This is a genomic window from Rhodococcus sp. 14C212 (assembly GCF_011058195.1).
Classification (GTDB): Bacteria; Actinomycetota; Actinomycetes; order Mycobacteriales; family Mycobacteriaceae; genus Rhodococcus; species Rhodococcus aetherivorans.
This window is the reverse complement of sequence record NZ_JAALEH010000014.1, coordinates 19650-42530: the sequence shown is the minus strand read 5'-3', so window position 1 is coordinate 42530 and position 22881 is coordinate 19650. Positions and strand designations below refer to the sequence as shown.

At 66.3% G+C, this 22881-nt stretch carries 16 protein-coding genes, 2 pseudogenes and 1 riboswitch; of the genes and pseudogenes, 2 read left to right on the top strand and 16 right to left on the bottom strand.

From position 1 onward, the window contains the following. Positions 1 to 16 precede the first annotated feature (16 nt). The 8 genes and pseudogenes from G6038_RS09350 to gcvP form a co-directional block, all read right to left on the bottom strand. Positions 17 to 808, bottom strand: coding sequence for a crotonase/enoyl-CoA hydratase family protein (locus tag G6038_RS09350; RefSeq protein ID WP_240918372.1), 792 nt, complete (start codon positions 806 to 808; stop codon positions 17 to 19). A 22-nt stretch (positions 809 to 830) separates the two neighbouring features. Further along, a complete protein-coding gene (locus tag G6038_RS09345; RefSeq protein WP_165037405.1) occupies positions 831 to 2189 on the bottom strand; it encodes a Glu/Leu/Phe/Val dehydrogenase in 1359 nt (452 codons plus the stop codon). Between the two features lie 101 nt (positions 2190 to 2290). Continuing rightward, a pseudogene (pdxS, locus tag G6038_RS09340) lies at positions 2291 to 3192 on the bottom strand (pyridoxal 5'-phosphate synthase lyase subunit PdxS). Positions 3193 to 3218: 26 nt separating this feature from the next. Then, positions 3219 to 4601 (bottom strand): L-serine ammonia-lyase, encoded by a 1383-nt coding sequence (locus tag G6038_RS09335; RefSeq protein ID WP_165037404.1) that lies wholly within the window; start codon positions 4599 to 4601, stop codon positions 3219 to 3221. A 4-nt stretch (positions 4602 to 4605) separates the two neighbouring features. After that, entirely contained in the window at positions 4606 to 5874 is a 1269-nt protein-coding gene (glyA, locus tag G6038_RS09330) for a serine hydroxymethyltransferase (protein ID WP_165037403.1), read from the bottom strand. After that, positions 5871 to 6275 carry a glycine cleavage system protein GcvH gene (gcvH, locus tag G6038_RS09325; RefSeq protein ID WP_165037402.1) on the bottom strand — a complete coding sequence of 135 codons (405 nt, stop codon included), beginning with the start codon at positions 6273 to 6275 and terminating at the stop codon, positions 5871 to 5873. The genes glyA and gcvH overlap by 4 nt, the downstream gene beginning before the upstream one ends. Positions 6276 to 6349: 74 nt before the next feature. Further along, the gene (gene gcvT, locus G6038_RS09320) at positions 6350 to 7465 is read right to left on the bottom strand and encodes a glycine cleavage system aminomethyltransferase GcvT (protein ID WP_165037401.1); all 1116 of its coding nucleotides are present in this window, start codon (positions 7463 to 7465) and stop codon (positions 6350 to 6352) included. After that, positions 7462 to 10350 carry an aminomethyl-transferring glycine dehydrogenase gene (gene gcvP / locus G6038_RS09315; RefSeq protein WP_165037400.1) on the bottom strand — a complete coding sequence of 963 codons (2889 nt, stop codon included), beginning with the start codon at positions 10348 to 10350 and terminating at the stop codon, positions 7462 to 7464. The genes gcvT and gcvP overlap by 4 nt, the downstream gene beginning before the upstream one ends. Positions 10351 to 10509: 159 nt before the next feature. Next, positions 10510 to 10601, bottom strand: a riboswitch (glycine riboswitch). A gap of 273 nt (positions 10602 to 10874) precedes the next feature. Between gcvP and lipA the strand changes: the two genes are divergently transcribed. Further along, on the top strand, positions 10875 to 11840 hold the full coding sequence (lipA, locus tag G6038_RS09310) for a lipoyl synthase (protein ID WP_165037399.1): 966 nt from the start codon (positions 10875 to 10877) through the stop codon (positions 11838 to 11840). Positions 11841 to 11844: 4 nt separating this feature from the next. Beyond that, complete coding sequence (gene lpdA / locus G6038_RS09305; protein WP_165037398.1) at positions 11845 to 13218, top strand: dihydrolipoyl dehydrogenase; 1374 nt, start codon at positions 11845 to 11847, stop codon at positions 13216 to 13218. Positions 13219 to 13884: 666 nt separating this feature from the next. Here the strand turns inward: lpdA and G6038_RS09300 are convergent. The 8 genes and pseudogenes from G6038_RS09300 to G6038_RS09265 all read right to left on the bottom strand — a co-directional run bounded on the left by G6038_RS09300 (position 13885) and on the right by G6038_RS09265 (position 22759). Beyond that, a complete protein-coding gene (locus tag G6038_RS09300; protein ID WP_165037397.1) occupies positions 13885 to 14901 on the bottom strand; it encodes a hypothetical protein in 1017 nt (338 codons plus the stop codon). A gap of 4 nt (positions 14902 to 14905) precedes the next feature. After that, positions 14906 to 16073 (bottom strand): annotated as a pseudogene (locus tag G6038_RS09295) (site-specific integrase). A 685-nt stretch (positions 16074 to 16758) separates the two neighbouring features. Further along, complete coding sequence (locus G6038_RS09290) at positions 16759 to 17253, bottom strand: hypothetical protein (protein WP_165037396.1); 495 nt, start codon at positions 17251 to 17253, stop codon at positions 16759 to 16761. A 138-nt stretch (positions 17254 to 17391) separates the two neighbouring features. Beyond that, a complete protein-coding gene (locus G6038_RS09285; RefSeq protein ID WP_240918371.1) occupies positions 17392 to 17544 on the bottom strand; it encodes a hypothetical protein in 153 nt (50 codons plus the stop codon). Between the two features lie 352 nt (positions 17545 to 17896). Beyond that, the gene (locus tag G6038_RS09280; protein ID WP_165037394.1) at positions 17897 to 18700 is read right to left on the bottom strand and encodes an N-formylglutamate amidohydrolase; all 804 of its coding nucleotides are present in this window, start codon (positions 18698 to 18700) and stop codon (positions 17897 to 17899) included. A gap of 172 nt (positions 18701 to 18872) precedes the next feature. Continuing rightward, the gene (locus G6038_RS09275; RefSeq protein ID WP_165037393.1) at positions 18873 to 20852 is read right to left on the bottom strand and encodes a cutinase family protein; all 1980 of its coding nucleotides are present in this window, start codon (positions 20850 to 20852) and stop codon (positions 18873 to 18875) included. A 126-nt stretch (positions 20853 to 20978) separates the two neighbouring features. After that, positions 20979 to 21548: a hypothetical protein gene (locus G6038_RS09270; protein ID WP_165037392.1), complete on the bottom strand. Its 570-nt coding sequence runs from the start codon at positions 21546 to 21548 to the stop codon at positions 20979 to 20981. Between the two features lie 245 nt (positions 21549 to 21793). Next, positions 21794 to 22759: an alpha/beta hydrolase gene (locus G6038_RS09265; protein WP_165037391.1), complete on the bottom strand. Its 966-nt coding sequence runs from the start codon at positions 22757 to 22759 to the stop codon at positions 21794 to 21796. Positions 22760 to 22881: the final 122 nt, after the last annotated feature.

Below are 22881 nucleotides of genomic sequence, written 5' to 3'. Positions count from 1 at the left end.
GCACAAGGTGCCGAATTCAGACCCTGGAATCGAAGTCGAGCAGGAGATCCCGTTGAAGCGACGTCTCAAGTCTGAGCCCCGTGGCAGTGTCCGCGTGCCACGACTCGTTGTAGAGCTGTTTCGCCGCACGCACGGCCTTCGGCGGTCGGGCGGCAATGTTCCGCGCGAGCTCCATGGCATAAGCAGTGGGATCGTCGGCGGTATGCGTTACCAGCCGCAGCTCCCGTGCCTCATGCCCGGACAGAATGCGACCGGTAAAGGTCAGATCCTTGGCGACGTCGATGCCCACCAGCTGGGGCAGCGACTGAGTGATCCCCATGTCGGGAACGAGTCCCCACCGGATCTCCATGATGGAAAGCCTGGACTCGGGCGCTGCGACGCGGATGTCGGCACCTAGGGCCAACTGGAGCCCTCCGCCGAAGCAGTTTCCGGTGATAGCAGCGATAACCGGTACCGGCAGTAGATGCCAGTCGTAAGACACGCGCTGCGCGGAGTTCGCTTTCTCGCCCGACCCACGGACCAGCAGATTTTCGATCCTGTCGGGGTTCTGTAGGTAGTGCTTCACGTCCAGCCCGGCGCAGAAGCTCTCGCCTTCTCCGCGGAGAACCACTGCACGTACCCGTGGATCGTCCTGCAGTGTCTCGGAGCACTTCAGAAGGGCCGAGATCATGGCATCGTCCAATGCGTTGTGGTGTTCGGCTCGCGTCATGGTGACGACGGCGACGCCCGCTTCGTCGACATCGGTGCGGACCCGATCCTCATTCGCCATCTTCCGCCTGTCCTTCTCGTCATCGGATTTGCCGTTCATGCACAGTCATCGACATCGACCGTCATGGATACAGACCTCGGGTCAGGTGGGCGGTTGTCACGGTGTCCACTGCGAGCACCGTCGCCGCGCTTCGTAGTGAAATATCGTGGAGTGCCGCGTATTCGAGTACGCGGTTCCATGCGCGTTCCATCCGTTCACGGAGACGGTTCTCGACGTCGGTCTGGCTCCACCAATATGCTTGGTTTGCCTGCACCCATTCGAAGTAGGAAACGATGACACCTCCTGCGTTGGCGAGAATGTCGGGGATCACCAACGTGCCGGCCGCCCGGAAGATCTCGTCGGCGGCCGGTGTAGTCGGACCGTTTGCCCCTTCCACGATGAGCGAGGCACGCACGCGATCAGCGTTCCCGGCGTGCAGAACCCCCTCGATGGCGGCGGGGACGAGCACGTCCACATCGAGATACAACAGCGCGTCGCTGTTCTCCAGCTCCTCGCCGCCCTTGAACCCGAGCACAGATCCAGTGGCTGCTGAGTGCGCCTCGAGCTCGGGTAGGCACAGACCATCAGCGTTGAAGACGGCACCGTACTCGTCGCAGACCGCGACCACCTTGACGCCGGCCTCCCGGAGGAAGCGGGCCGCTCCGCGTCCGACCTTTCCGAAGCCCTGGACTGCGACTGTGGTTCCGCTCGGTCGTCTGCCCAGGTAGCTCAGAGCGGCCAACGCCACATGCGCAACCCCCAGCGATGTCGCCGTCGGTCGACCGAGCGAGCCGCCGAGCTCGAGTGGTTTACCCGTGGTGACACCCAGCACGGTATGCCCCAGGCTGGCGGAATAGGTATCCATCATCCACGCCATGACCTGTTCGTCGGTCCCCATGTCGGGAGCCGGAATGTCCTGGGTGGGGCCGATGATCGGAATGATCTCACTGGTGTACCTGCGCGTGACCCGCTGGACCTCGTCACGCGAGTAGAGCTTGGGATCGAAGCGCACTCCGCCCTTCGCTCCACCATAGGGCACGTCGACCAGCGCACACTTCCACGTCATCCACATGGCCAGGGCACGCACCTCGTCGAGCGTGACATCCTTGCTGTACCGCAATCCGCCCTTACCGGGTCCGCGAGAGACATTGTGCTGCACACGGTGTCCGACCAGGAGCTCGATCTCCCCGTCGTCGCGGCGAAGCGGCACGCTGACGGTCATTTCGCGTCTCGGATGCGCCAGCATCGAGTAGACGCCGTCATCGAGGCCGAGGATCTCGATCGCATCGGCCAACTGCGCCCTGGCGTCCGCGAGGGGTCCGGAAAGCGTGTCTGGGGTCTCCTCCTCGCGTGATGTGCCGGAGGGTCGGGGCCTGGTGTGCGGAGGAGCGCAATCAAGGTCCGGGCGCAGTTTCGCGCTGGAATCCAGGTCGGTCGTCATGGCAGTTCCTTAGGTGTGTGCGAGGTAGTGCAAGGCGTATGTCGAGCGCCGTACAGGTGACACCGGCACGCTGCACAGCTGTGGTTCGTTCAATGTCTCGCTTACCAGCCGCGTTCGGCGAGGCGGTGCGGCTGCGGGATCTCGTCGACGTTGAGGCCGACCATCGCCTCGCCCAGCCCGCGGGAGACCTTCGCGAGCACGTCCGGGTCGTCGTAGAAGGTGGTGGCCTTGACGATCGCCGCCGCGCGCTGGGCCGGGTTGCCCGACTTGAAGATGCCGGACCCGACGAACACGCCTTCGGCGCCGAGTTGCATCATCATCGCCGCGTCCGCGGGGTGGCGATACCGCCCGCGGTGAACAGCGTGACCGGCAGCTTGCCCTCCTTCGCGACCTCCAAGACCAGCTGGTACGGCGCCTGCAGCTCCTTCGCCGCGACGTACAGCTCGTCCTCGCTCATCGACCTGAGCCGGCGGATCTCCGCCCCCAGGGTGCGCATGTGGGTGGTCGCGTTGGACAAGTCATCGGTGCCTGCTTCGCCCTTCGACCGGATCATGGCCGCACCCTCGGTGATCCGGCGCAGCGCCTCACCCAGGTTCGTCGCACCGCACACGAACGGCACGGTGAGCTTCCACTTGCCGATGTGGTTCGCGTAGTCGGCCGGGGCGAGTACCTCGGACTCGTCGATGTAGTCGACGCCGAGGGACTGCAGGATCTGCGCCTCCACGAAGTGACCGATCCGCGCCTTCGCCATCACCGGGATCGACACCGCGCAGATGATGCCGTCGATCATGTCCGGATCCGACGTCAGGGAGACGCCGCCCTGTGCGCGGATGTCGGCCGGGACGCGCTCGAGCGCCATGCCGGCGACCGCATCTGCATCCTCGGCGATCTTGGCCTGCTCCGGCGTCACCACGTCCATGATGACCCCGCTCTTGAGCATCTCGGCCATGCCGCGCTTGATACGCGCAGTGCCGGTCACACTGGCGGGTGCGTTGGCAGCCATGTCGACTCCTTCGTTGTGCAGAGTGGTCAACACTCGACCAGGTTCACCGAGACGTTGACGGCCAGCCCACCGGTCGACGTCTCCTTGTACTTCGAACTCATGTCGGATCCGGTGGACCGCATCGTCTCGATCACCTGGTCGAGACTCACGCGGTGGCTTCCGTCTCCCCGAAGTGCCATCCGGGCTGCATTGATCGCTTTGCCGGCGGAGATGGCGTTGCGTTCGATACACGGGATCTGAACCAGCCCACCGATCGGATCACAGGTGAGGCCGAGACTGTGCTCCATGGCGATCTCCGCCGAGTTCTCGACCTGCTCGGGTGTGCCACCGAGGATCTCCGCGAGTCCCGCGGCCGCCATGGACGCGGCGGAACCGACTTCGCCCTGGCAGCCGACCTCCGCACCGGAGATCGAGGCCCGTTCCTTGTACAGCGAGCCGATGGCACCCGCGGCCAGCAGGAATCGGATCGTGGTCCCGTCCGGGTCTGCCCTGCCCGCCGGCGTGTAGTGCACCGCGTAGTGCAGAACGGCGGGGATGATCCCGGCGGCACCGTTGGTCGGGGCGGTGACGATCCGGCCGCCGGAGGCGTTCTCCTCGTTGACGGCCAGTGCAACCAGATTTACCCAGTCTTCGGCGAACTCGGGGTCGCGGTTCGGGTCCTCGGCGTCGAGTCGCTCAAACCAGTCTTTCGCGCGGCGGCGGACCTGGAGGCCGCCGGGGAGATACCCGTCACGGGTGATCCCTCGCCGCTCGCAGGCGACCATGACGTCGCGGATGTGTAGCAGTTGTTCCCGGACGTGGCGTTCGCTGCGGTGGACGCACTCGTGCGCGAGCATGAGGTCACTGATCGTGATGCCGAAGTGGTTGGTGAGGTCGAGCAGTTCGCGCCCCGAGCCGAAGGCGAATTCGTTGACTTCTGTGTGTGACTCGGATTCCTCCTCGCCTTCGGTGACGACGAATCCGCCGCCGATGGAGTAGTAGGTCTTCGCATCAAGCTCGCGGCCGTCGACGCCGGTGGCGGTTAGCGTTAGGGCGTTGGGATGGAGGTCGAGGAACGTCAGTGGATGCAGAACTATCTCGTCCTCGGCGAGTGGGACGTTCACCACCCCACCGAGCTGGATCCGGCGGGAGGCTCTGATCTCGGCGAGCCTGCGGTCCATGGTGTCGGTTTCGATTGTCTCGGGGTGAAAGCCCTCGAGGCCGAGGAGGACGGCGGGCATTGTGCCGTGCCCCGCGCCGGTGGCCGCGAGTGATCCGTAGAGGTCCACGCGAACACTGGCGACGTCGGGGAGCTGGCCGGCTCGTTCGAGATCGGTGACGAACCTGCTCCCGGCCCGCATCGGTCCGACGGTGTGTGAGCTCGACGGACCGATGCCCACCGAGAACAGGTCGAACACACTGATCGTCATGCGATTACAGCCTTGGGTAGAGCGAGTATCGGTCGGCGAGAGCACGGACAGTCGTGAGGAGTGCTGATGTAGGAGCATTGGTGTCCGCGGTGAGAGCGCGTGCGATGACGTCGGCGACCACCTCGAAGTCTTTCCGTCCGAAACCGCGCGCTGCGAGTGCGGGGGTTCCGATCCGCAGTCCGGAGGTGATCATCGGCGGCCGTGGGTCGAACGGTACGGCGTTGCGGTTGACGGTGATACCGACCGCATCGAGGCGGTCCTCCGCCTGCTGCCCATTGATTGCCGCGTGGCGTAGGTCGACGAGGACGAGGTGTACGTCGGTGCCACCGGTGAGGACGCTGATACCGGCTTCCTTGACGTCGGGCAGACTGAGTCGCTCTGCGAGCACTGCCGCCCCGTCGAGTACGCGCTGCTGACGCAGCGCGAACTCGGGCTCGGAGGCCATCTTGAACGCTGTCGCCTTGCCGGCGATCACATGCTCGAGCGGGCCGCCTTGCTGTCCGGGAAACACCGCGGAGTTGATCTTCTTGGCGATGGCGGCGTCGTTCGTGAGGATGATGCCACCGCGCGGGCCGCCGAGCGTCTTGTGGGTGGTCGAAGTCACGACGTGCGCGTGCGGCACCGGCGAGGGGTGCAGTCCCGCGGCGACCAGTCCCGCGAAGTGCGCCATGTCGACCATCAGGTACGCGCCGACCTCGTCGGCGATCTCGCGGAAGCGCGCGAAGTCGAGGTGGCGCGGGTAGGCGGACCACCCGGCGATGATCAGCGCGGGACGGTGTTCCCGCGCTGCCGCAGCGACGGTATCCATCTCGATGAGGTGATCCCGCTCCGATACCCCGTAGGCGGCGACGTTGTACAGTTTCCCGGAGAAGTTCAGCCGCATTCCGTGTGTGAGATGCCCCCCCGCGTCGAGGGACAGCCCGAGGATGGTGTCGCCGGGCTTGATCAGGGCGTGCATCACCGATGCGTTCGCCGTGGCCCCGGAATGCGGTTGGACGTTCGCGAACTCGGCATCGAAGAGGGCTTTGACGCGGTCGATCGCGATCTGTTCGATCACGTCGACGTGTTCGCATCCGCCGTAGTATCGCCGGCCAGGGTAGCCCTCGGCGTACTTGTTGGTCAGGATTGAACCCTGTGCCTCCATCACCGCGAGCGGCGCGTGGTTCTCGGAGGCGATCATTTCGAGTCCGGTGCGCTGGCGCTCGAGTTCCTTGTCGATCAGTGACGCGACCTCGGGGTCGAAGTCGACGAGGCGCTGATCGAGGACATTCATGCGTTGACTCCGTTCTGTTCGGCGTACTCGGCGGCGGTGAGCAGTTCACCGGCGTCGGTGGGCTGGACGGCGAACAGCCAGCCTTCGCCGTAGGGGTCAGCAGTGACGAGCTCGGGGTTGTCGACTGCGGCGGTGTTGATCACGGTGACACGACCGCTGACCGGCGGGTACAGCTCGGAGACGGTCTTGGTCGATTCGACCTCGCCGCAGGGTTCGCCGGCGACGATCGTCGATCCCACCTCGGGCAGGTCCACGAAGACGAGTTCGCCGAGCGAGTCGACGGCGATCGAGGTGATGCCGACGCGGACCGGGCTGTCGGGCAGCTGGTCACCGGGCGCGATGGCGACCCATTCGTGGTCGGTGGTGTAGCTGCGGTCGTTGGGAATGGCGTGGGATGGCATGGGTACACCTAGTGGTTCGGGGCTTCGTTGTCGAAGCGGTGGCTGAGGGAACGTGCCGGGCGAATCGGCGCGGATCAGGAGCGGCGGTAGAACGGCGCCGGGGTGACGGTGAAGAGTTCCTTCTTGCCGCGGATGTCGACGGTGAGCTCGGTACCGGGTTCGCTGTGCGCGAGGTCTACGTAGGCGAGTGCGATCGGATGCCCGAGGGTCGGTGACAGTGCGCCGGAGGTGACGGTGCCGATCGGTGTCGTGCCCGCGGCGTCGTAGACGGTGTACTCGGCGCGGGCGGCGCGGCGTCCGGTGCCGGTGAGGCCGACGAGCGCGCGGCGTGGCGGCTGCTCCGACAACGTCTGCAGCGCGTCGCGGCCGACGAAGTTCTTGTGGAGGCGGACGACCCGGCCGAGACCCGCTTCGTACGGGTTGGTGTCGAGGGTGAGCTCATGTCCGTAGAGCGCCATCCCGGCCTCAAGGCGGAGTGTGTCGCGGCACGCGAGCCCGGCGGGAACGCCACCGCGTTCGGTGGTGACGGCAAGGAGCGCTCGCCACAACTGCACTGCATGTGCGTTCGGCACGTACAGCTCGAAGCCGTCTTCGCCGGTGTAACCGGTCCGGGCAAGCAGCACCTGGAGGCCTGCGACCTCGGCAGGTGTTGCCGCGTAGTACTTCAGGTTCGCGACGAGTGCAGCCTGCGCGTCCGGGACAAGCGCGGTGACGATGTCCTGCGACGCCGGCCCCTGTACGGCGATCAGAGCGGTCATGGTCGACCGGTCGGCAACCGAGACATCGAAACCTTCTGCTCGCGAATGCAGTTCATCGAACACGGTCGGCGCGTTGGCGGCGTTGGCGACGACGAGGAAGTGGTCGTCGGCGAGTCGGTAGACGACGAGGTCGTCAATCACGCCGCCGTCGCGGTTGCACAGCAGCGAGTACTTGGCGCGGCCGACGCCGATCGTCGACAGCTCCCCGGCCAGTGCGTGGTCGAGCAGAGCTCCCGCACCGGTGCCGGCGATTTCGATCTCGCCCATGTGCGAGAGGTCGAACAAGCCCGCGGTGGTGCGAACTGCCCGGTGTTCGGCGAGTTCGCTGTCGTACTTGAGCGGCATCTGCCACCCGGCGAAATCAGTGAAGTGGGCACCGAGTGCCGTGTGCTCGTCGAGCAGCGGGGACACGGGGGTCACGGCGGTGGTCATGCGTAGGCCTCCTGCTTCGGCGCAGTGTCGGTGTTGGTCTCGAACGCCTCGGGCGCAGGGCACGAGCAGACGAGATTGCGGTCGCCGTGGACACCGTCGATACGCCGGACCGGCGGCCAGTACTTCCCCTTGTGCAGGGAGGCGACAGGGTAGGCGGCCGTGTGTCGCGGGTACGGCAAGTCCCAGGAGTCCGCTGTCACCTGCTCGGCGGTGTGCGGGGCCTGGCGCAGCGGACTGCGTTCGAGGGGCCACACCCCGTCGCCGACGAGGTCGATCTCACGGCGGATAGCGACCATCGCCTCGATGAACCGGTCGAGTTCAGCGAGGTCCTCGGATTCAGTCGGCTCCACCATGAGGGTGCCGTTCACGGGGAACGACAGAGTCGGGGCGTGGAAGCCGTAATCGATCAACCGTTTTGCCACATCCTCGGCGGTCACACCGGTGGACTTGGTGAGCGCGCGCAGGTCGAGGATGCACTCGTGCGCGACCAGCCCGGACGGACCCGTGTAGAGCACGGGGAAGTGCTCGTTGAGGGCATTGGCGACGTAGTTGGCGGCCAGGACCGCGTTCTTGGTGGCCTCGGTCAGCCCGTCTGGCCCCATCAGCGCGATGTACGCCCACGTGATCGGGAGAATGCCAGCGGAGCCATAGTTGGCAGCCGAGACTGGGGCGCCGAGCCTGTCGGCGCCCAGCGGATTGCCCGGAAGGAACGGCGCGAGATGCCGCCGCACCGCCACAGGGCCCACACCCGGCCCGCCGCCACCGTGGGGGATGCAGAAGGTCTTGTGCAGGTTCAGGTGCGAGACGTCGCCCCCGAACTGTCCCGGCTGAGCGAGTCCGACGAGGGCGTTGAGGTTGGCGCCGTCGACATAGACCTGACCGCCGGCGTCGTGCACCAGGTCGCAGACGGTGCGCACGTCGATCTCGTACACCCCGTGCGTGGACGGATAGGTAAGCATAATTGCCGCGATCCGACCTTCGTGCTCAGCGATCTTCGCACGAAGGTCCCTGATGTCGATGTTGCCGTTCTCCGCCGTCGCGACGACGACCACCCGCATCCCCGCGAGGACGGCGGACGCGGCATTGGTACCGTGCGCGGACTGCGGGATGAGGCAGATATCGCGATCGAGATCGCCGCGGCTCTCGTGGTAGCCGTTGATTGCGAGGAGGCCGGCGAGCTCGCCCTGCGATCCGGCATTGGGCTGCAGCGATACCCGGTCGTAGCCGGTGATCTCGCACAACCATCGCTCCAGTCCGAGGATCAGTTGCAGATAACCCCTGGTCTGTTCGACGGGGGCGTACGGATGGATCGAGGCAAATCCGGGCCAGCTGATCGGCTCCATCTCCACCGCCGAGTTCAGCTTCATCGTGCACGAGCCGAGTGGGATCATCGTCCGGTCGAGCGCGAGGTCCTTGTCGGAGAGTGCGCGCAGGTAACGGAGCATCGAGGTCTCGGACCGATGCGCGTGGAAGACCTCATGCAGCAGATAGTTCGTGGTGCGCAACAGGGCGGCATCCAGCCCGGACTGAGCGATGCTCGGTACGTCGGCGTCGAACACAGCCAGAACGCGAGAGACGATGTCGTCGGTGGTGCACTCGTCGCAGGCGATGGCGACATGATCGCTGTCGACGAGCCGCAGGTTGATACCGCCTCTGTCTGCGTGGTCGACGATCTGTCGAGCAGCAGTGGGCACGCGCACCAGCACCGTGTCGAAGAAGCTGTCGTGGACAACGTGCAGTCCCGCTTCACGCAGTCCCGCCGCGAGTACTGCTGCGTGTCCGTGGGCTCGCTCGGCGATGGTCCGCAGTCCGTCCGGGCCGTGGTACACCGCGTACATCGCGGCGACGTTGGCCAGCAGCGCCTGGGCTGTGCAGATGTTGCTGGTCGCCTTGTCGCGGCGGATGTGCTGCTCGCGGGTCTGCAGGGCGAGCCGGTAGGCGGGATTGCCGTCGGTGTCGACGGAGACCCCGACCAGTCGGCCCGGGAGCATCCTTTCCAGACCGTCGCGAACCGCCATGTACCCGGCGTGCGGACCTCCGAAGAACAGCGGCACGCCGAACCTCTGGGCAGAGCCGACCGCGATATCGGCGCCCTGCTCACCGGGCGGAACCAGCAGGGTCAGCGACAGAAGGTCGGCGGCCACCGTGGTCAAAGCGCCCCGCGCCTTTGCCTCAGCGATCAAGGGTACGAGGTTGCGCACCACGCCACTGGCTCCCGGTGCTTGAAGTACGAGACCGAAGAAGTCGCCCTCCGGTAGGCCCGCCGCGAGGTCTACCACCTCGACCTCGATACCGACCGGTCTCGCGCGTCCGCGGACGACCGCCAAAGTCTGCGGCAGGATCTCAGCATCGACGACCACCCGCAGCGTCGATGTCTTGGCTTTGTTTGCCCGCCGCATCAAGAGCACGGCTTCCATCACCGCGGTCGCTTCGTCCAGCAGCGATGCGCCTGCCAGAGGCAGCGCCGTGAGGTCCTCGATCATCGTCTGGAAGGTCAACAGAGCTTCGAGACGACCCTGGGAGATTTCCGGTTGATACGGGGTGTAGGCGGTGTACCAGGCCGGGGACTCGAGCATGTTGCGTCGCAGGACCGCGGGGGTCACGGTGTCGTGGTACCCGAGTCCGATCATCTGCACGCGAGTCTCGTTGCGATCGGCCAGTACACGCAGATCGGCGAGAATCTGCTGCTCACTGCGCGCATCAGGCAGATCCAGCACCCTGCTGCTGCGGATCTGCGCGGGCACGGCTGAATCGATGAGCGAATCGAGGTCGTCGTAGCCGAGTGCCTCGAGCATGTGGCGGGTTGCCGAGGGCCGCGGCCCGATGTGGCGGGCCGGGAACTCGCCGACATACGGGAGACTGCTGGGACGGGGGTGATCACGCACGAGGTGACTCCGGTTTCGGTGATGCCGGGACCGCACCCGACAACGACTGGGACACCTCCCCGCTCTGTCCTTGAACCTGAGAGTCTGGGCACGCAAACCGCGTGCTCTACACCTTCGGTAAGTCCCGGCTGTGCGACCGGTCCTGTTCTCCAGAGTTGCCTCTGCGCTGCGGTACTGGGGCCTGAGAGATTCCCGGGGAGGACGTTGCTCCTACGGCGCCTCCACGACGGAGGTTCTCCCGCTGCGCGTCATCGGCAGATTCAGTTGTGATGCGGCAAACATACACAGACTTCCTCGTGTTGTCGCCCCCCGGATCCAAGACAGCCGGAAGTCCCCATGAGGACGCTTGCACTCGATGCCCAACGTTTGGCATCCTGCTACGGAACAGCTCGCGACCGCACACGGCTCGATGCGTCTAGGCAACCTCGCGTGCAACAGTTGTCCACCCCGATCTCCGGGTTCACGTGCAGTCGAATCTGACGCTCGGCGACAGCACACCCCCGCACTGACTGAAGGAGTCTCCAATGACCGTCGCCCCCGACGGACGGCGGCTGCTGCGCCTCGAGGTCCGCAACTCGAGGACACCGGTGGAGCGCAAACCGTCGTGGATGAAAGTCCACATGCGCACCGGTCCCCAATATCGCGAGCTCGCTTCACTCGTGCAACGAGAAGACCTCCACACTGTCTGCCAGGAAGCCGGATGCCCCAACATCTTCGAATGTTGGGAAGATCGCGAGGCCACCTTTCTCATCGGCGGCGACCAGTGCACCCGCCGATGCGACTTCTGCCAGATCGACACCGGCAGGCCCGCTGCACTCGACCGAGACGAACCGCGTCGCGTCGCTGAAACGGTCCGTTCGATGGGTTTGCGCTACGCCACCGTCACGGGTGTGGCGCGCGATGACCTTCCCGACGGAGGCGCGTGGCTCTACGCTGAAATCGTCCGCAACATCCACGAACTGTGCCCAGGCACTGGCGTCGAGCTGCTCGTCCCCGATTTCAACGCAAACCCCGACCAGCTTGGTGAGGTGTTTGCAAGCCGACCTGAAGTTCTGGCACACAACGTCGAAACCGTCCCTCGCGTCTTCCGGCGAGTTCGCCCGGGATTTGCCTATGAGCGCTCGCTGGAAGTAATCACCCGAGCGCGGCATGCAGGCCTGATCACGAAGTCCAATCTCATCCTCGGACTGGGTGAGACTACGGACGAGGCAGTCCAGGCGCTTGGTGATCTCCACGCCGCCGGCTGCCAGCTGATCACCATCACCCAATATCTTCGGCCGTCTTCCCGTCACCACCCGGTCGAGCGTTGGGCCACTCCCGACGAGTTCTCCATGCTTGGCGACATTGCCCGCAAACTCGGCTTCCTCGGTGTGATGTCCGGACCATTGGTTCGCTCGTCGTACCGTGCCGGCCGACTGCACGCAGAAGCACTTGCTGCCGCGGCAGACCCCGGACCTCGCACGCCTCCCGCTTCGCCTTCTCAGGAGTAACCGCATGTCCCCCACGTCCGCAGATATCGTCGTTCTCGGTGGCGGATCCGGTGGCTATGCCGCCGCGATCCGGTCCGCCGAGCTGGGCAAGTCGGTGATCCTTATCGAGGAAGGCGACTTGGGCGGCACCTGCCTACACCGAGGGTGCATCCCAACCAAAGCACTTCTGCACGCGGCCGAAGTAGCAGACAGCGCCCGATCTGCGAGTCAATTCGGCGTTGAAGCTACGTTCAGTGGAATCGACGCGACGAAAGTGCAGAACTACAAGAACACCGTCGTCAATCGCCTGCACAAAGGTCTGACCAGCCTCGTGGCGAGCCACGGGATCACCGTCGTCCACGGCCGTGGACGACTCGTCGGGCCGAACCAGGTCGAGGTGGACGGCGAGGTGATCACCGCTACGCAAATTGTTCTCGCCACGGGCTCCGTCCCGAGAAAAATCCCCGGCATCGGCATAGGCGGGCGAGTGATCACCAGCGACACAGCGTTGGAAATGACATCGGTCCCGTCGAAGGCGGTGATTCTCGGCGGCGGAGTCATCGGTGTCGAATTCGCCAGCGTCTGGGCATCATTCGGATCATCGGTCACCATAGTTGAGGCCATGACCCGGCTCGTACCCAATGAAGACGAAACGATGAGCAAGCACCTCGAACGGGCATTCCGGCGCCGAAAGATAGCGGTCAAGACCAGCGCGAAAGTTGTCGAGGTCGCGCAGGACGATCGGCAGGTCTCGGTAACCCTGGACTCCGGCGAGGTCCTTGATGTCGATGTCGTCCTTGTAGCAGTCGGACGCGCACCCAATACCGAACGTATGGGATTTGAGGAAGCTGGCGTGCGGCTGGTTGATGGGTTCGTCGCCACAAACGATCGACTACAGACCAGCCTGCCGCAAGTCTATGCGGTCGGCGATATCGTCGTTGGACAACAACTGGCACACCGCGGGTTTCAGCAGGGCCTCTTCGTTTCCGAGGAGATTGCGGGCAGCAGACCGGAAATTGTTGATGAGAGCGGGATACCCCGCGTAACGTATTCGCACCCGGAAATTGCTTCTGTTGGTCTCAGTGAATCCTCTGCGCGCACACTTTTCTCGGACGATGTAGAGACAGTCACGTATGACCTGGTCGGCAACGGAAAGAGTCAGATCATCAAGACGTCCGGCGCTATCAAGTTGGTTGTGGGCCCCAATGGCGTCGTTGTTGGCGTCCACATGATCGGCGACCGGGTCAGCGAGCTGATCGGAGAAGCCCAACTCCTGTGCAATCTAGAAGTCAAGGCTGCTGACGCCGCCAAACACGTCCATGCCCACCCCACACTGGGCGAAGCTCTGGGCGAGGCTCTACTGGCGATCGCGGGTAAACCACTACACACCCACAGTTAACGGTAGCTCCCAGACGGTTTCCGAGCAGTCGTCTGTGACGAGACGCAGGGGCGGTTCGGCAGACGATACCCAGGCAGGCGAGCATTCGAAGAGAAGTGAAGGCATGGTAGTGAGCCCGGCCCGACAGGCAATCGTCGAGTCAGCAATACAGCACATCGCTCAACTCGCTCAACGCGGATTCCACGCCAGTTCAGTCAAGAGTGTCGCGACCAGCTCAACATCACCGCGGCTGTGCTCTACTATCACTTCAGTTCAAAGCAAAATACTGGAGTCGATCATTCTCTCCGCGGCTCGCAACTCGATCGCGGCAACCCGAACTGCCGTACTTCGTTCGGCAGTTCGGGGTTCGACAGCGCAACTCGGCGCACTCGTACGTGCGGGGGTGCTGCTGCACACGACAAAGCAGGCGGAATTGTGGATCCGTGCGACCAGGTCAAGTACCTGAACACAATTGGTCGCCGACTAGCAAACGCACTCTGGAGCGAGTAGAAGGCGCTCTTTTTCGATGTGATCTCTTGGGGAATCGATGACACCGACCTTGGACCGCTTGAACCATCGACGAGGAGTCCCGCGACGACGTCGTACACCACCCCACGGGACTTGACCCGTGGGGTGGTGTCCTAATTCTTGGACAGTACGCACCGCTCCCCCAGGAGGGCAGAACGCCTACAGCCCGTCCAACATGGTGAGCAGTTCCTCGAGCAGGGCGTCGGCGCGGGCTTCGATCTCGTCGAAGACGTCGGTGAGACCGTCGAGGTTGTCGTGGGCACTGCGGCGGGCGGCAACACCTCGTTCGTAGTAGTGCGGATCGAGGTCGATCCCAGTCTCGCTCCCGATGGGCGGGGCGTCATCCCGGTCCCCCCGCTTGCGCAGGGGCAATTGGGCGCGAGCCGGGACCCGGCCGGACAGATGGTCTCGCACGATCGAGGCAATGGACTGCGCGGTCATCGGCTGCGGCATCAGCGGCAGGTGTCCCCAGCGGTCGATCGGGGTCAGCAGGTGTTGCCGGGCCTGCCGGTCGGTGAGCGCGACCTGCTCCACCTCGACCGGGTCGGTCAGGTGCTGGGCGAGCAGGTCGGTGTTCGGGTACGCGTCGAGGAACGCCTGGATCTCCGCCCACCTGCGGTACACCGCCACCGCCGGACTCTCGCCGCTGCCGGACTCCGGGGGCACACAGAACCGCTCCCCGTCGGTCGTGGCGACGAGGGTGCCGGCGTCGACGGTGACATCGCCGCGGCGCAATCGGGTGAGCTGGGTGAACGGCATCCCGGTCGCGGCCAGGGTCAACAGGAGGGCGTCGCGGCGGCCGAACACCCCGCTCGGCCAGCCCATGGTGGGTAGCTCGGCGGCGCGGCGGTGCAGCAGCGGGGCCAGCCGGTCCGCCCGGGCGACGCGGGCGCCGTCCAGCCGGCGGCGGACGGTCTCGCTGCGGCCGGGCGCCGGGTGACCGTGGCGGGTGTGGACGGTGTTGATCGCCGAGACCCGCTGCCGCTGGGTGGCGGGCGCCGCCGGGTGCTCGCGGAGGAACAGCGCGAGCGCCTCCGGGGTGGCCGGCACGCACGGCTGGTCGGCGGCGGTGCACCAGTCGGCGAACAGGGCCCAGTCGTGCCGGTACCGTGCCGGGATCCGCAGGCCCAGCGCGTCTTCCAGGGATGCGTCGTGTCGTCCGATCGGGGTGCTCATCGCGCTACAAGCCCAGGTGGGTGACGGCGTTGTTGATGAGGGGGGCGTGTTCGCGGGCGTAGACCTCGAGCATGGCGGGGGTGGTGTGCCCGGTCTGGCGCATGATCGCGTGCGCGGAGGCGCCGTTGCGGAAGGCCTGGGTGACGAACCCGGCGCGCAGCGAATGCCCACCGAGCTGGGCGACGAGTTCGGGGTCGTAGCCCGCCAACTCGGCGCGGCGGCGGATTACCGCATGGACCGCCTGCCCCCGACAACGCCGTCTCGGAGAGGTTGCCGTTGCGGCGGATCGCGCGCAGCAACGGCGCGCCGGACGTGGCGCGGGGGCGGGGGCCGCGGCACACGTGCGCCGCGAACGGCTCCGCGCTGCGGAGCAGCCGGATCACTCCGGGCCGACCACCCGCGTCGTGGGCGGCGACGATCTGCGCCCACCGCGTCCACGCGCACGGCGGGCAGCTGGTGTGGCTGTGGGTGAAGGGCAGGGCCCGGATGGTGCCGCGGCCCTCCTGGTCGGTCTTGGTCTTGCGGAGTTTGATGTGCAGGCCGTCGAGCCGGTGCAACGCCACATCCCCACAGGTGAGGGCGACGAGTTCGCTGCGGCGGAACGCCCCGGCGAAGCCGAGCAGGAGGAGGGCGGTGTCGCGGCGTTCGACCACCTCGTCGGCCCAGCCCCGGCAGTCGGCGCGGGCCTTGTCGACAATGGCGAGGACATCGGCGGTGAGCAGCGGCGCCCGCGGGCTGCGGGGCCGCTCCCCGGCGGTGGCGTAGCCGCGGCGGATCCCGGACATCGTCGCTTTGACCAGGTCGTCGCCGGTGGGAGCCGGGTGTCCGCTCTGGCGGTGGTGGTGGGCGATCGCGGCGAGGCGGTGCGCCAGGGTGGCCGGGGCGTAGGCCCGCTCCCCCGCCTCGGTGACGGTGTCGGCGCACGCCACGAGGTAGGCGGCGACGGTGACCGGGTGCGCCGGCACCGCGGTGTGGCCTTCGCGCGCGCACCAGGTGGTGAAGGCCCGCCACGCCGAGGCGTAGGTGCGGCGGGTGCCGGCGGCCCGCGCCGACGCCACCGACTCCGCGATCCGGTCCGCGGTGGCCGGGGCGAGGTCCGGCACCGCGGGCCCCACAGGGGCCCCGGGCACCACGATCTGCCCGTCTCCTGCGTCGTTCGTCTCGAGATCCACGGGTGGGAACGGTACCGGAGGCCTCCGACACTGTCCTCGCTCAAAGTAGTTGTCGGAGAGCAAGGTTCTGACCTGCGGTGCAACAACTAACTTGAGCGAGGGTAGGGACGGTCGTTCAGGATAGATGTCGCATATCGTCGAATCCGCCTCGTAGGAAGGCAAGGTGGCGCGGCGATCCCCCAGACCCGGGAATCGAGATCCGCGTCGAGGAGGAAGTCCCGCTCCACCCCCGACTCGAACGCCACGTGACGGTGCGTGGTGGCACACCACCATCGCCTGGTGAAACTTCTCTACCCCGTGAACGACGGACACCCGCGGACCGGGCGAACGCGGCCGGTGACGCGGCGCCGCGGCAGGGGACCGGCTTTCTCGCAGGGTAGAAGCGCAGAGCTCCGAAGTCCGACAACTTTGTGAGGGCGTGTCGCGGGCCATGCAGCACCTTCGGTGGAATTCTGACAGAAACACTGAGCGAGGACAGACACCGTCTCGATACACAAAAACACGCTCAGCTGGGGGTTCGCGGGGATAGCTGCGTAAATGGCAATTTGCGCACCGTCTCTCTCGGGCGTCTTCGGTCGTCACCTTGCTGCTCGCCCGACCCTCTGCACAGACACACGGAACCATCCACAGGGCACATCGATGCGTGGAGTAGACGCCGGGCAGATGGCGGTCAGCTGAGCCCGGCTCAATTCCCGACCGACGCGGCTTGGTACGCCTGGGTCTTGGCGATTCCGTCGTCGTAGTCGGTGACGTACTTCCCCGCACCTCGTTCATAGAGCGAGCCGACGGCACTGGGGTCGTATGCCATGAACACCACGTCCGGCCGACCGTTGTTGTACCGACGATACGTCTCGTAGTTCCAGCCGTCCGGCGCGTAGTCGTCGTTCCAGGTCAGACGGGCGACGGGCACGAATCCTGCATCGGCGTAGAGCTTGGGCAAGACCGTGTCGAAGCAGTCCAACCGTCGGCCGCCGAGCGCGGTGGCCTGCCGCAACATCGACTGGGCCACGCCGGGATGCGCCCCGTCTTGGTGAGCGAATACGGAGACGACTTCATCGCCTTTGAGGGCGACCCCTGCTGTGACGTCCTCGGTGACCAGCATTTGCATACGTGCGTATTCTTCTTCGTCGTAGACGTAGACCGATGCGGCGAACGGGTTGTTCTTGGTCAGCGCGGTCATCTGTTGCCGGTACAGGTCTGCATCTGAAGGATGCAGTTCGTACATCTCCGGGCTGGACAAACCGCGTGCCTGGAGATCGGTCCGTACCTCGTCGGTCAGGTGGTGGGACGGCGACAGGTTCGACGGTGCGGTCGCCGATCAGAAGCCGAGGTGCTGCGCTTCCTCGATCTCCGCGTCGGTCCAGTACTCCTCGATCTTCCGGCGTTCGGTCTCCAGCAGGTCCGGGGTCCATCCGTATGTCCGCCAGAATGCCTCGCGGCGTTGCTGAATCATCGGTTCCTTGTCGGTCATGGCTGTGGGCTCCTTGGTTTCGATCATTGTCCCGAGCTTCCTGGGTTCGGCGCAGGGCGTCGGTTTGCTCGGCGCGTAGTCGTTCGCCGATGCTCAGACGGTTCGCGAGTCCGCTGAGTGCAGTTGTGTCGGGTTCGGTTTGGATCGCTGCCTGCAGTTCTCGTTGTCCGCCGGGTGTGGCGTCGTACAGGGCTTGGATCTTGGCGCGGTCGGTTTCGGCTTTGGTGAGGCGTTGCTGGAGGTGGACGTGTTCGGGGTGTTCGTCGAGGTCGTGGCGGGCGGTGGCCAGGCGCGCGGCGGCGCGGGTGAGGCGGGTGCGCATGTGTGGGGTGCAGCGTGGTCCGGGTTGGGTTTACACATCCGCGTCGACCTCCGCGGCGGTGTCGACGAGCGCGGCCAGGTAGGTGCCGATCTGCGCGACAGCGTCCGGGCCAGGCTCGTGGCCGTGGCCGGGGAGGTAGGTGTCGCGGCGTAGTTCGATCATGACTGCGGCGACGCGCTGGTCGTGCCCGTAGCGGTCGAGTGGCACGTAGCACCCCGCGTAGGGCTCGTTTTCGACAATGTCGCCGAGAGGGTGGAAGGCGCGGCGGGCGGCAGCGTTCAACCAGTCGGTCGTATGGATCGGATCGGTGCCGAGGCACAGGGCCGGCCGAGTCAGGGTGGGGTCTTTGAATCCGGAGGGATGCGGCGGGTAGGAGTGCACGTCGATGATCACTGCACGTCCACTGGCTGTGATGCGGTCGGTGACGAGTTCGGAGACGGCGGTGGCGTAGGGCCGGAAATACGTGTCGAGCAGAGCGTCGGCGTTGGTCAGGGGTTCCTGACGCAGGAGTGTGCCGGTGCAGGTGCGGGTGTAGACGGCGCCGCGGCCGTACGCGGCAGCGGGTTCGGAGTCGTCGGGGAACCGTTCCGGATCGACGACCAGCCGGGAGTAGGCATTGCACACGACCCAGGGCCGCATGTGGGCGTAGTCGGCGCCGAGTGTGGCGATCAGGTCGGTGCCGGTGTCGGTGGCCTCGTCGAGTTCGGTGTCCAGTGCAGCGTCGTCGAGGAGCAACGCTTCACGGATCTCCGGTGGGATGGTGCGGGAGGCGTGAGGGACGTGCAGGATCACCGGTGACGACGGGTGACCGGGCAGGATCGAAAATTTGTTCATGGGTGTCCTTACGGGTGATTGCGATGGTCGGTGGGACGACGACGGTGTAGTCGGAGGTCGCCGTGGTGGCGTGGGCGAGCGGCGTTCGGATCGCGACGGCAGCAGTCACCGGGGCGATGGTGGGAAGCGCACCACTGCCTGCGAGTGGAGGTGTGGTCGCGCAGGCGCCGGGTCATGCGGCGCGTCCGATCTGCAGGTTGAGCCAGTCGGCAAGCCAGGTGAGGGCGGTGCGGCCGGCGTTGTCGACGACGAGGGACTGGTAGTTGGTGTGAGCGCCGGAGGTGAAGAAGCTCGCGGCCTCGAGTCCGTCACCGACGAGGGTGAGAAGGCCTTCGACGCTGTGGGATTCGGCGATGGTGGTCAGTGATCCGGCCAGTGCCGGTAGATCGGGGTTCTGTGTCTGAGGCGTAGTGGTGGTGTCGGCGATGGGGTGCTGTTTTCCCAGTAGCTCGGGCGGGGTCTGGGTGGCTTTGCCGGAGAGCATGGTCACCGCTACCGACGCCAGGTCCAGGCCGACGGGGAGCAGGCCGGTCATCACCGCACCGGCACCGACCGGATCCGGCGCCTGCCCCGGTGGAGGCAGCAGCTTCTCTACGGCGGTCCAGGCGATCTCTTGGATCTGTCCGACCAGGGTGGCGAGCCGGATGATGTCGACGTTCGCCAGGATCGAGACGACCAGCGCGGCGATCTGCGTGACCCCGGACGGGTCCGGGATGACCGCGAGCACCTGGGAGACCCAGCTCAGGTCGACGCCGGCGGCCATCTTCACCAGTGGGGCGAACTGGTTGTTGAGCTCCCCCGCGATCTGGTGGGCGCCGCGCGCATCGAGCGCGGCCACCTTCTGCGGCAACAGGGTCAGGTTGTGCAGGATGGCGGGCACGTCGAGCGAGGTGAGGCCGGTGGCGACGGTGAGGACCTGATCGAGCACGACGGTGGGTTTGAGTACCGACAGCACGCGCGGGGCGGCGGACAGCGTCTCAGCCGGGGTGGACGCGAGGGGTGCGAGCTGCCCGTCGAGGGGACCGGCGATCGACGCCAGGGTCTGCACCTGCGGTGAATTCGCCGGCACGGTCGGCGCCCCGGTGTCGAGGAGTGTGGTGGCGGTGTCCGCGATGGTGGTGACGGCCGTGAGGGCTCCGCTCAGGTCCGCCCGGTGGGCGCGGTCGAGGACCTGGGCGGCGCTGTGCTCGGCCGAGTCGGGTCCGGTGGCGGTGAGGCGGGCGGTGGCGGCCGGATTGGTGGCGCCGGAGTCGAGCAGCTCGGCCAGCGGGGTGAGGGTGTCCCGGATTGTCGTGGCGAGGTGGGACACGTGCTGCAGATCGACCGTCGGGGAGGTCAGTTGCTGGCCGAGGGCGCCGATGTTCGCGCCGAGGGCGGGCAGATCCGCACGGGAGAAGTCGGAGGTGAGGGCGGTGGCCACCGCGGTGGCGCTTGCATCGGCGCTGGCTGCGCCGGGGGTGGTGCTCAGGATCGAGCCGAGCGAGCCGAGCAGGGGGTTCGAGCCTTTGTTGATCGAGCAGTACAGATCGCCCGGGTCGCAGATCGACGCCACCCGCCCGGCGAGCGCGCCCATGCCCTGCGGGCGCGGGTCGGCGATGCCGTCCCCGGAGCTGGGTGGGCCGACGACGGCCGCACCGTCGGTGCCGGCACGCGGGTCGGCGAGCAACCCGACGGCCAGCACCTTCTCCGCGGGGATCGGGCCTTGGTGGTGGCCGATCGCCGAGGCCAGATCCCCAGCGGCGTCGGCGCCTTGGGAGTAACCGGTGATCGTGAACCTGGTGCGGGGGCACCGCTCGGCGGTTGTCGCGAGCACATGTTGGGCTCGGTCGAGGGCGTCGGCTTTGCTGTCGGCGTAGGTGTGGCCGTTGTCGAATGCGCGCGCCATGTACGGCAAGGTGTAGATCTCGGCGGCGGCGCCGTGGGTGCGCTGCAGTGCCTCGGCGACGGGGGCGAGAATCCCGACAGGCCGACCGGGGTCGGCGTGTTCGTCGGTTTCCCACGTGCCGGGGATGAACAGATTGAACGTGGCAGCACAGTCGGTGGGGGCGGCGTGCGCGAGCGCCGGGGTGGTCACCGCGATGCAGCCGCCGGCCACGGTGGCGCTGGCGACAAGAGCCACCGCGCGGCGGCGCCGGGAACGTGGGACTGGCATGTGCACCTCGATCTACCCGTAGGGGACGGCAAGCACCCGATCGTGCGCCTGCTCTCCCGTGACGCGAAGACGAGTCGACACACCATCAGGTGCACGCCCCACCGTGACCGCCCGCGGCCGTGCGATTCAAACCCGGCTGTGGATAGCCCGGCCAGCGGATGGACTTCTTGCCCGCAGGCTCCGCGAAATCCACCTCGCCTCATTGCGTTTGGGTGTGATCGTCGCACTCACCCCACGGCGCTGACTCCTCCACGCGCGGCCGATCCTCCCGACGCCGAACGAGCGCGTGAGTGAGGGACGCCTCGGTGATCTCGACACCACCAGTCCGGCCCCCACTGCGGTCTGACCGATCAGTAATGCTCCGGGCAGGGCCACGAGCTCCCACCCGGTCGCCGAGGGCAGCCACGGCGATGCAATGCACATGGCGAACAACGCAACCGTCACCACCTGGCCGGCCGCGATGAGGCGGTGACCTGCCGAGGTGAGCCGCCGCCGCCCGAACAAGATCAACGACGCCGCGGCGGCCATGATGCAGACGACGAACCCGACCGGTCCGGGATAGACGAACAGCGGCTCGAACGCCGGGGAGCCGCCGACAGTGATGGACCCGGTCGTCACCAGCTGGGGAAGCACCCACCCTGCGATCAACAATGCGCACACCACGCTGACGTAGGAACAGCCGACCAGGAATCTCATCTGGGGCAGGCTAGCCGGTCGCCGCTGCTGCCAGGTCCTGACATGACCGACGACGAGAACTTTCACCATCACCCGCACCTGTCGATGCCGCAGTCCCGTTCTGCGGTGGTGACCGGGGGACCGAACCGTCATTGAAATGGGGGCGGAGCCGTCCTTCTTCCGTCGTCGACGCCAGCCCTCGGATCTGCGTTGGTGGGGCGCGATCCCCCGCTATTCAGCGTCGCAACCGCCCCACGGGTGCGGAGCTACGCCCGTGCGAGCTCGCGCAGATGCAGACACACCTCGTCGATCGCTTGCTTCGACTGCGCGAACACGCCGATCTCAGTAAAGAATCCGTGGAAGACGCCGGCATACCTGGTCAGTGAGACGGGGACGCCGGCGCGCCGCAGCCGTGCCGCGTATGCCTCGGCGTCGTCCCGGATCGGGTCGACCTCTGCGGTCAGGATCAGGGCGGGCGGCAGGCCGCGCAGCGACTCGGCGCGCATGGGTGCCGCGAGTGGGTCGTCCGTCTGGTGCCCTGGGCCGATGTATTGGTCCCAGCACCAGCGCGCGTCCGCAGTGCTCAACAGCGGTGCATCGGCGAAGTCCGACCACGACGGCGCGGTGAATGCCCCGTCGACGGCGGGGTAGGCGAGCACTTGGGTGACGGGGAGGGGGCTGCGCTCGTCGCGTCGGTACAGGCACAGGGCGGCGGCAAGATTGCCGCCCGCGGAGTCGCCCCCGACCGCGAGGCGCCCCGGATCGATGCCGAGCTCCGGTGCTGTCCGGGTCAGCCACCCGTAGCCGTCGATGCAGTCTTCCAGTGCTGCCGGGTATGGATTTTCCGGGGCCAGGCGGTAGTCCAAGGACACGACCGTCCAGCCGGATCCGGCGGCGATCGCGCGGCACAGTTCGTCGGCTCCGTTCAGGGTTCCCAGGACGAAACCGCCGCCGTGCAGGTAGACGAGGGCAGGAGTATTGCCGTCACGGCCGGCACTGTCCGCGCGGTACAGGCGAGCCCGGATCGTACCTGCACGAGTCGGCACGGTCAGTTGTTGGACCTGGTCCAGCGGCGTGATCGGCTCGGCGGGTGGAGCCGTGTTCAGGAGCGCCCGGGTCTGCTCTGGTCCCAGCCGTCGGATGGGTTTCTGCAGGACCTGGGTGATCATCCGGGCCGCGGCCTTGGCATCGTCGTCGAGCAGATTCCACCAGGCGGGTGCGTTGTCGTTCATCTCGGGAACCTCGCAAGTCTTTGACAAGAAGTGATCTGTGCCTCATCATCATAGTCAGATGACCAAGACGATTGACTATGATTGGTCACATTCCAACCGGGATCCGCTGCCGACGGTGTACC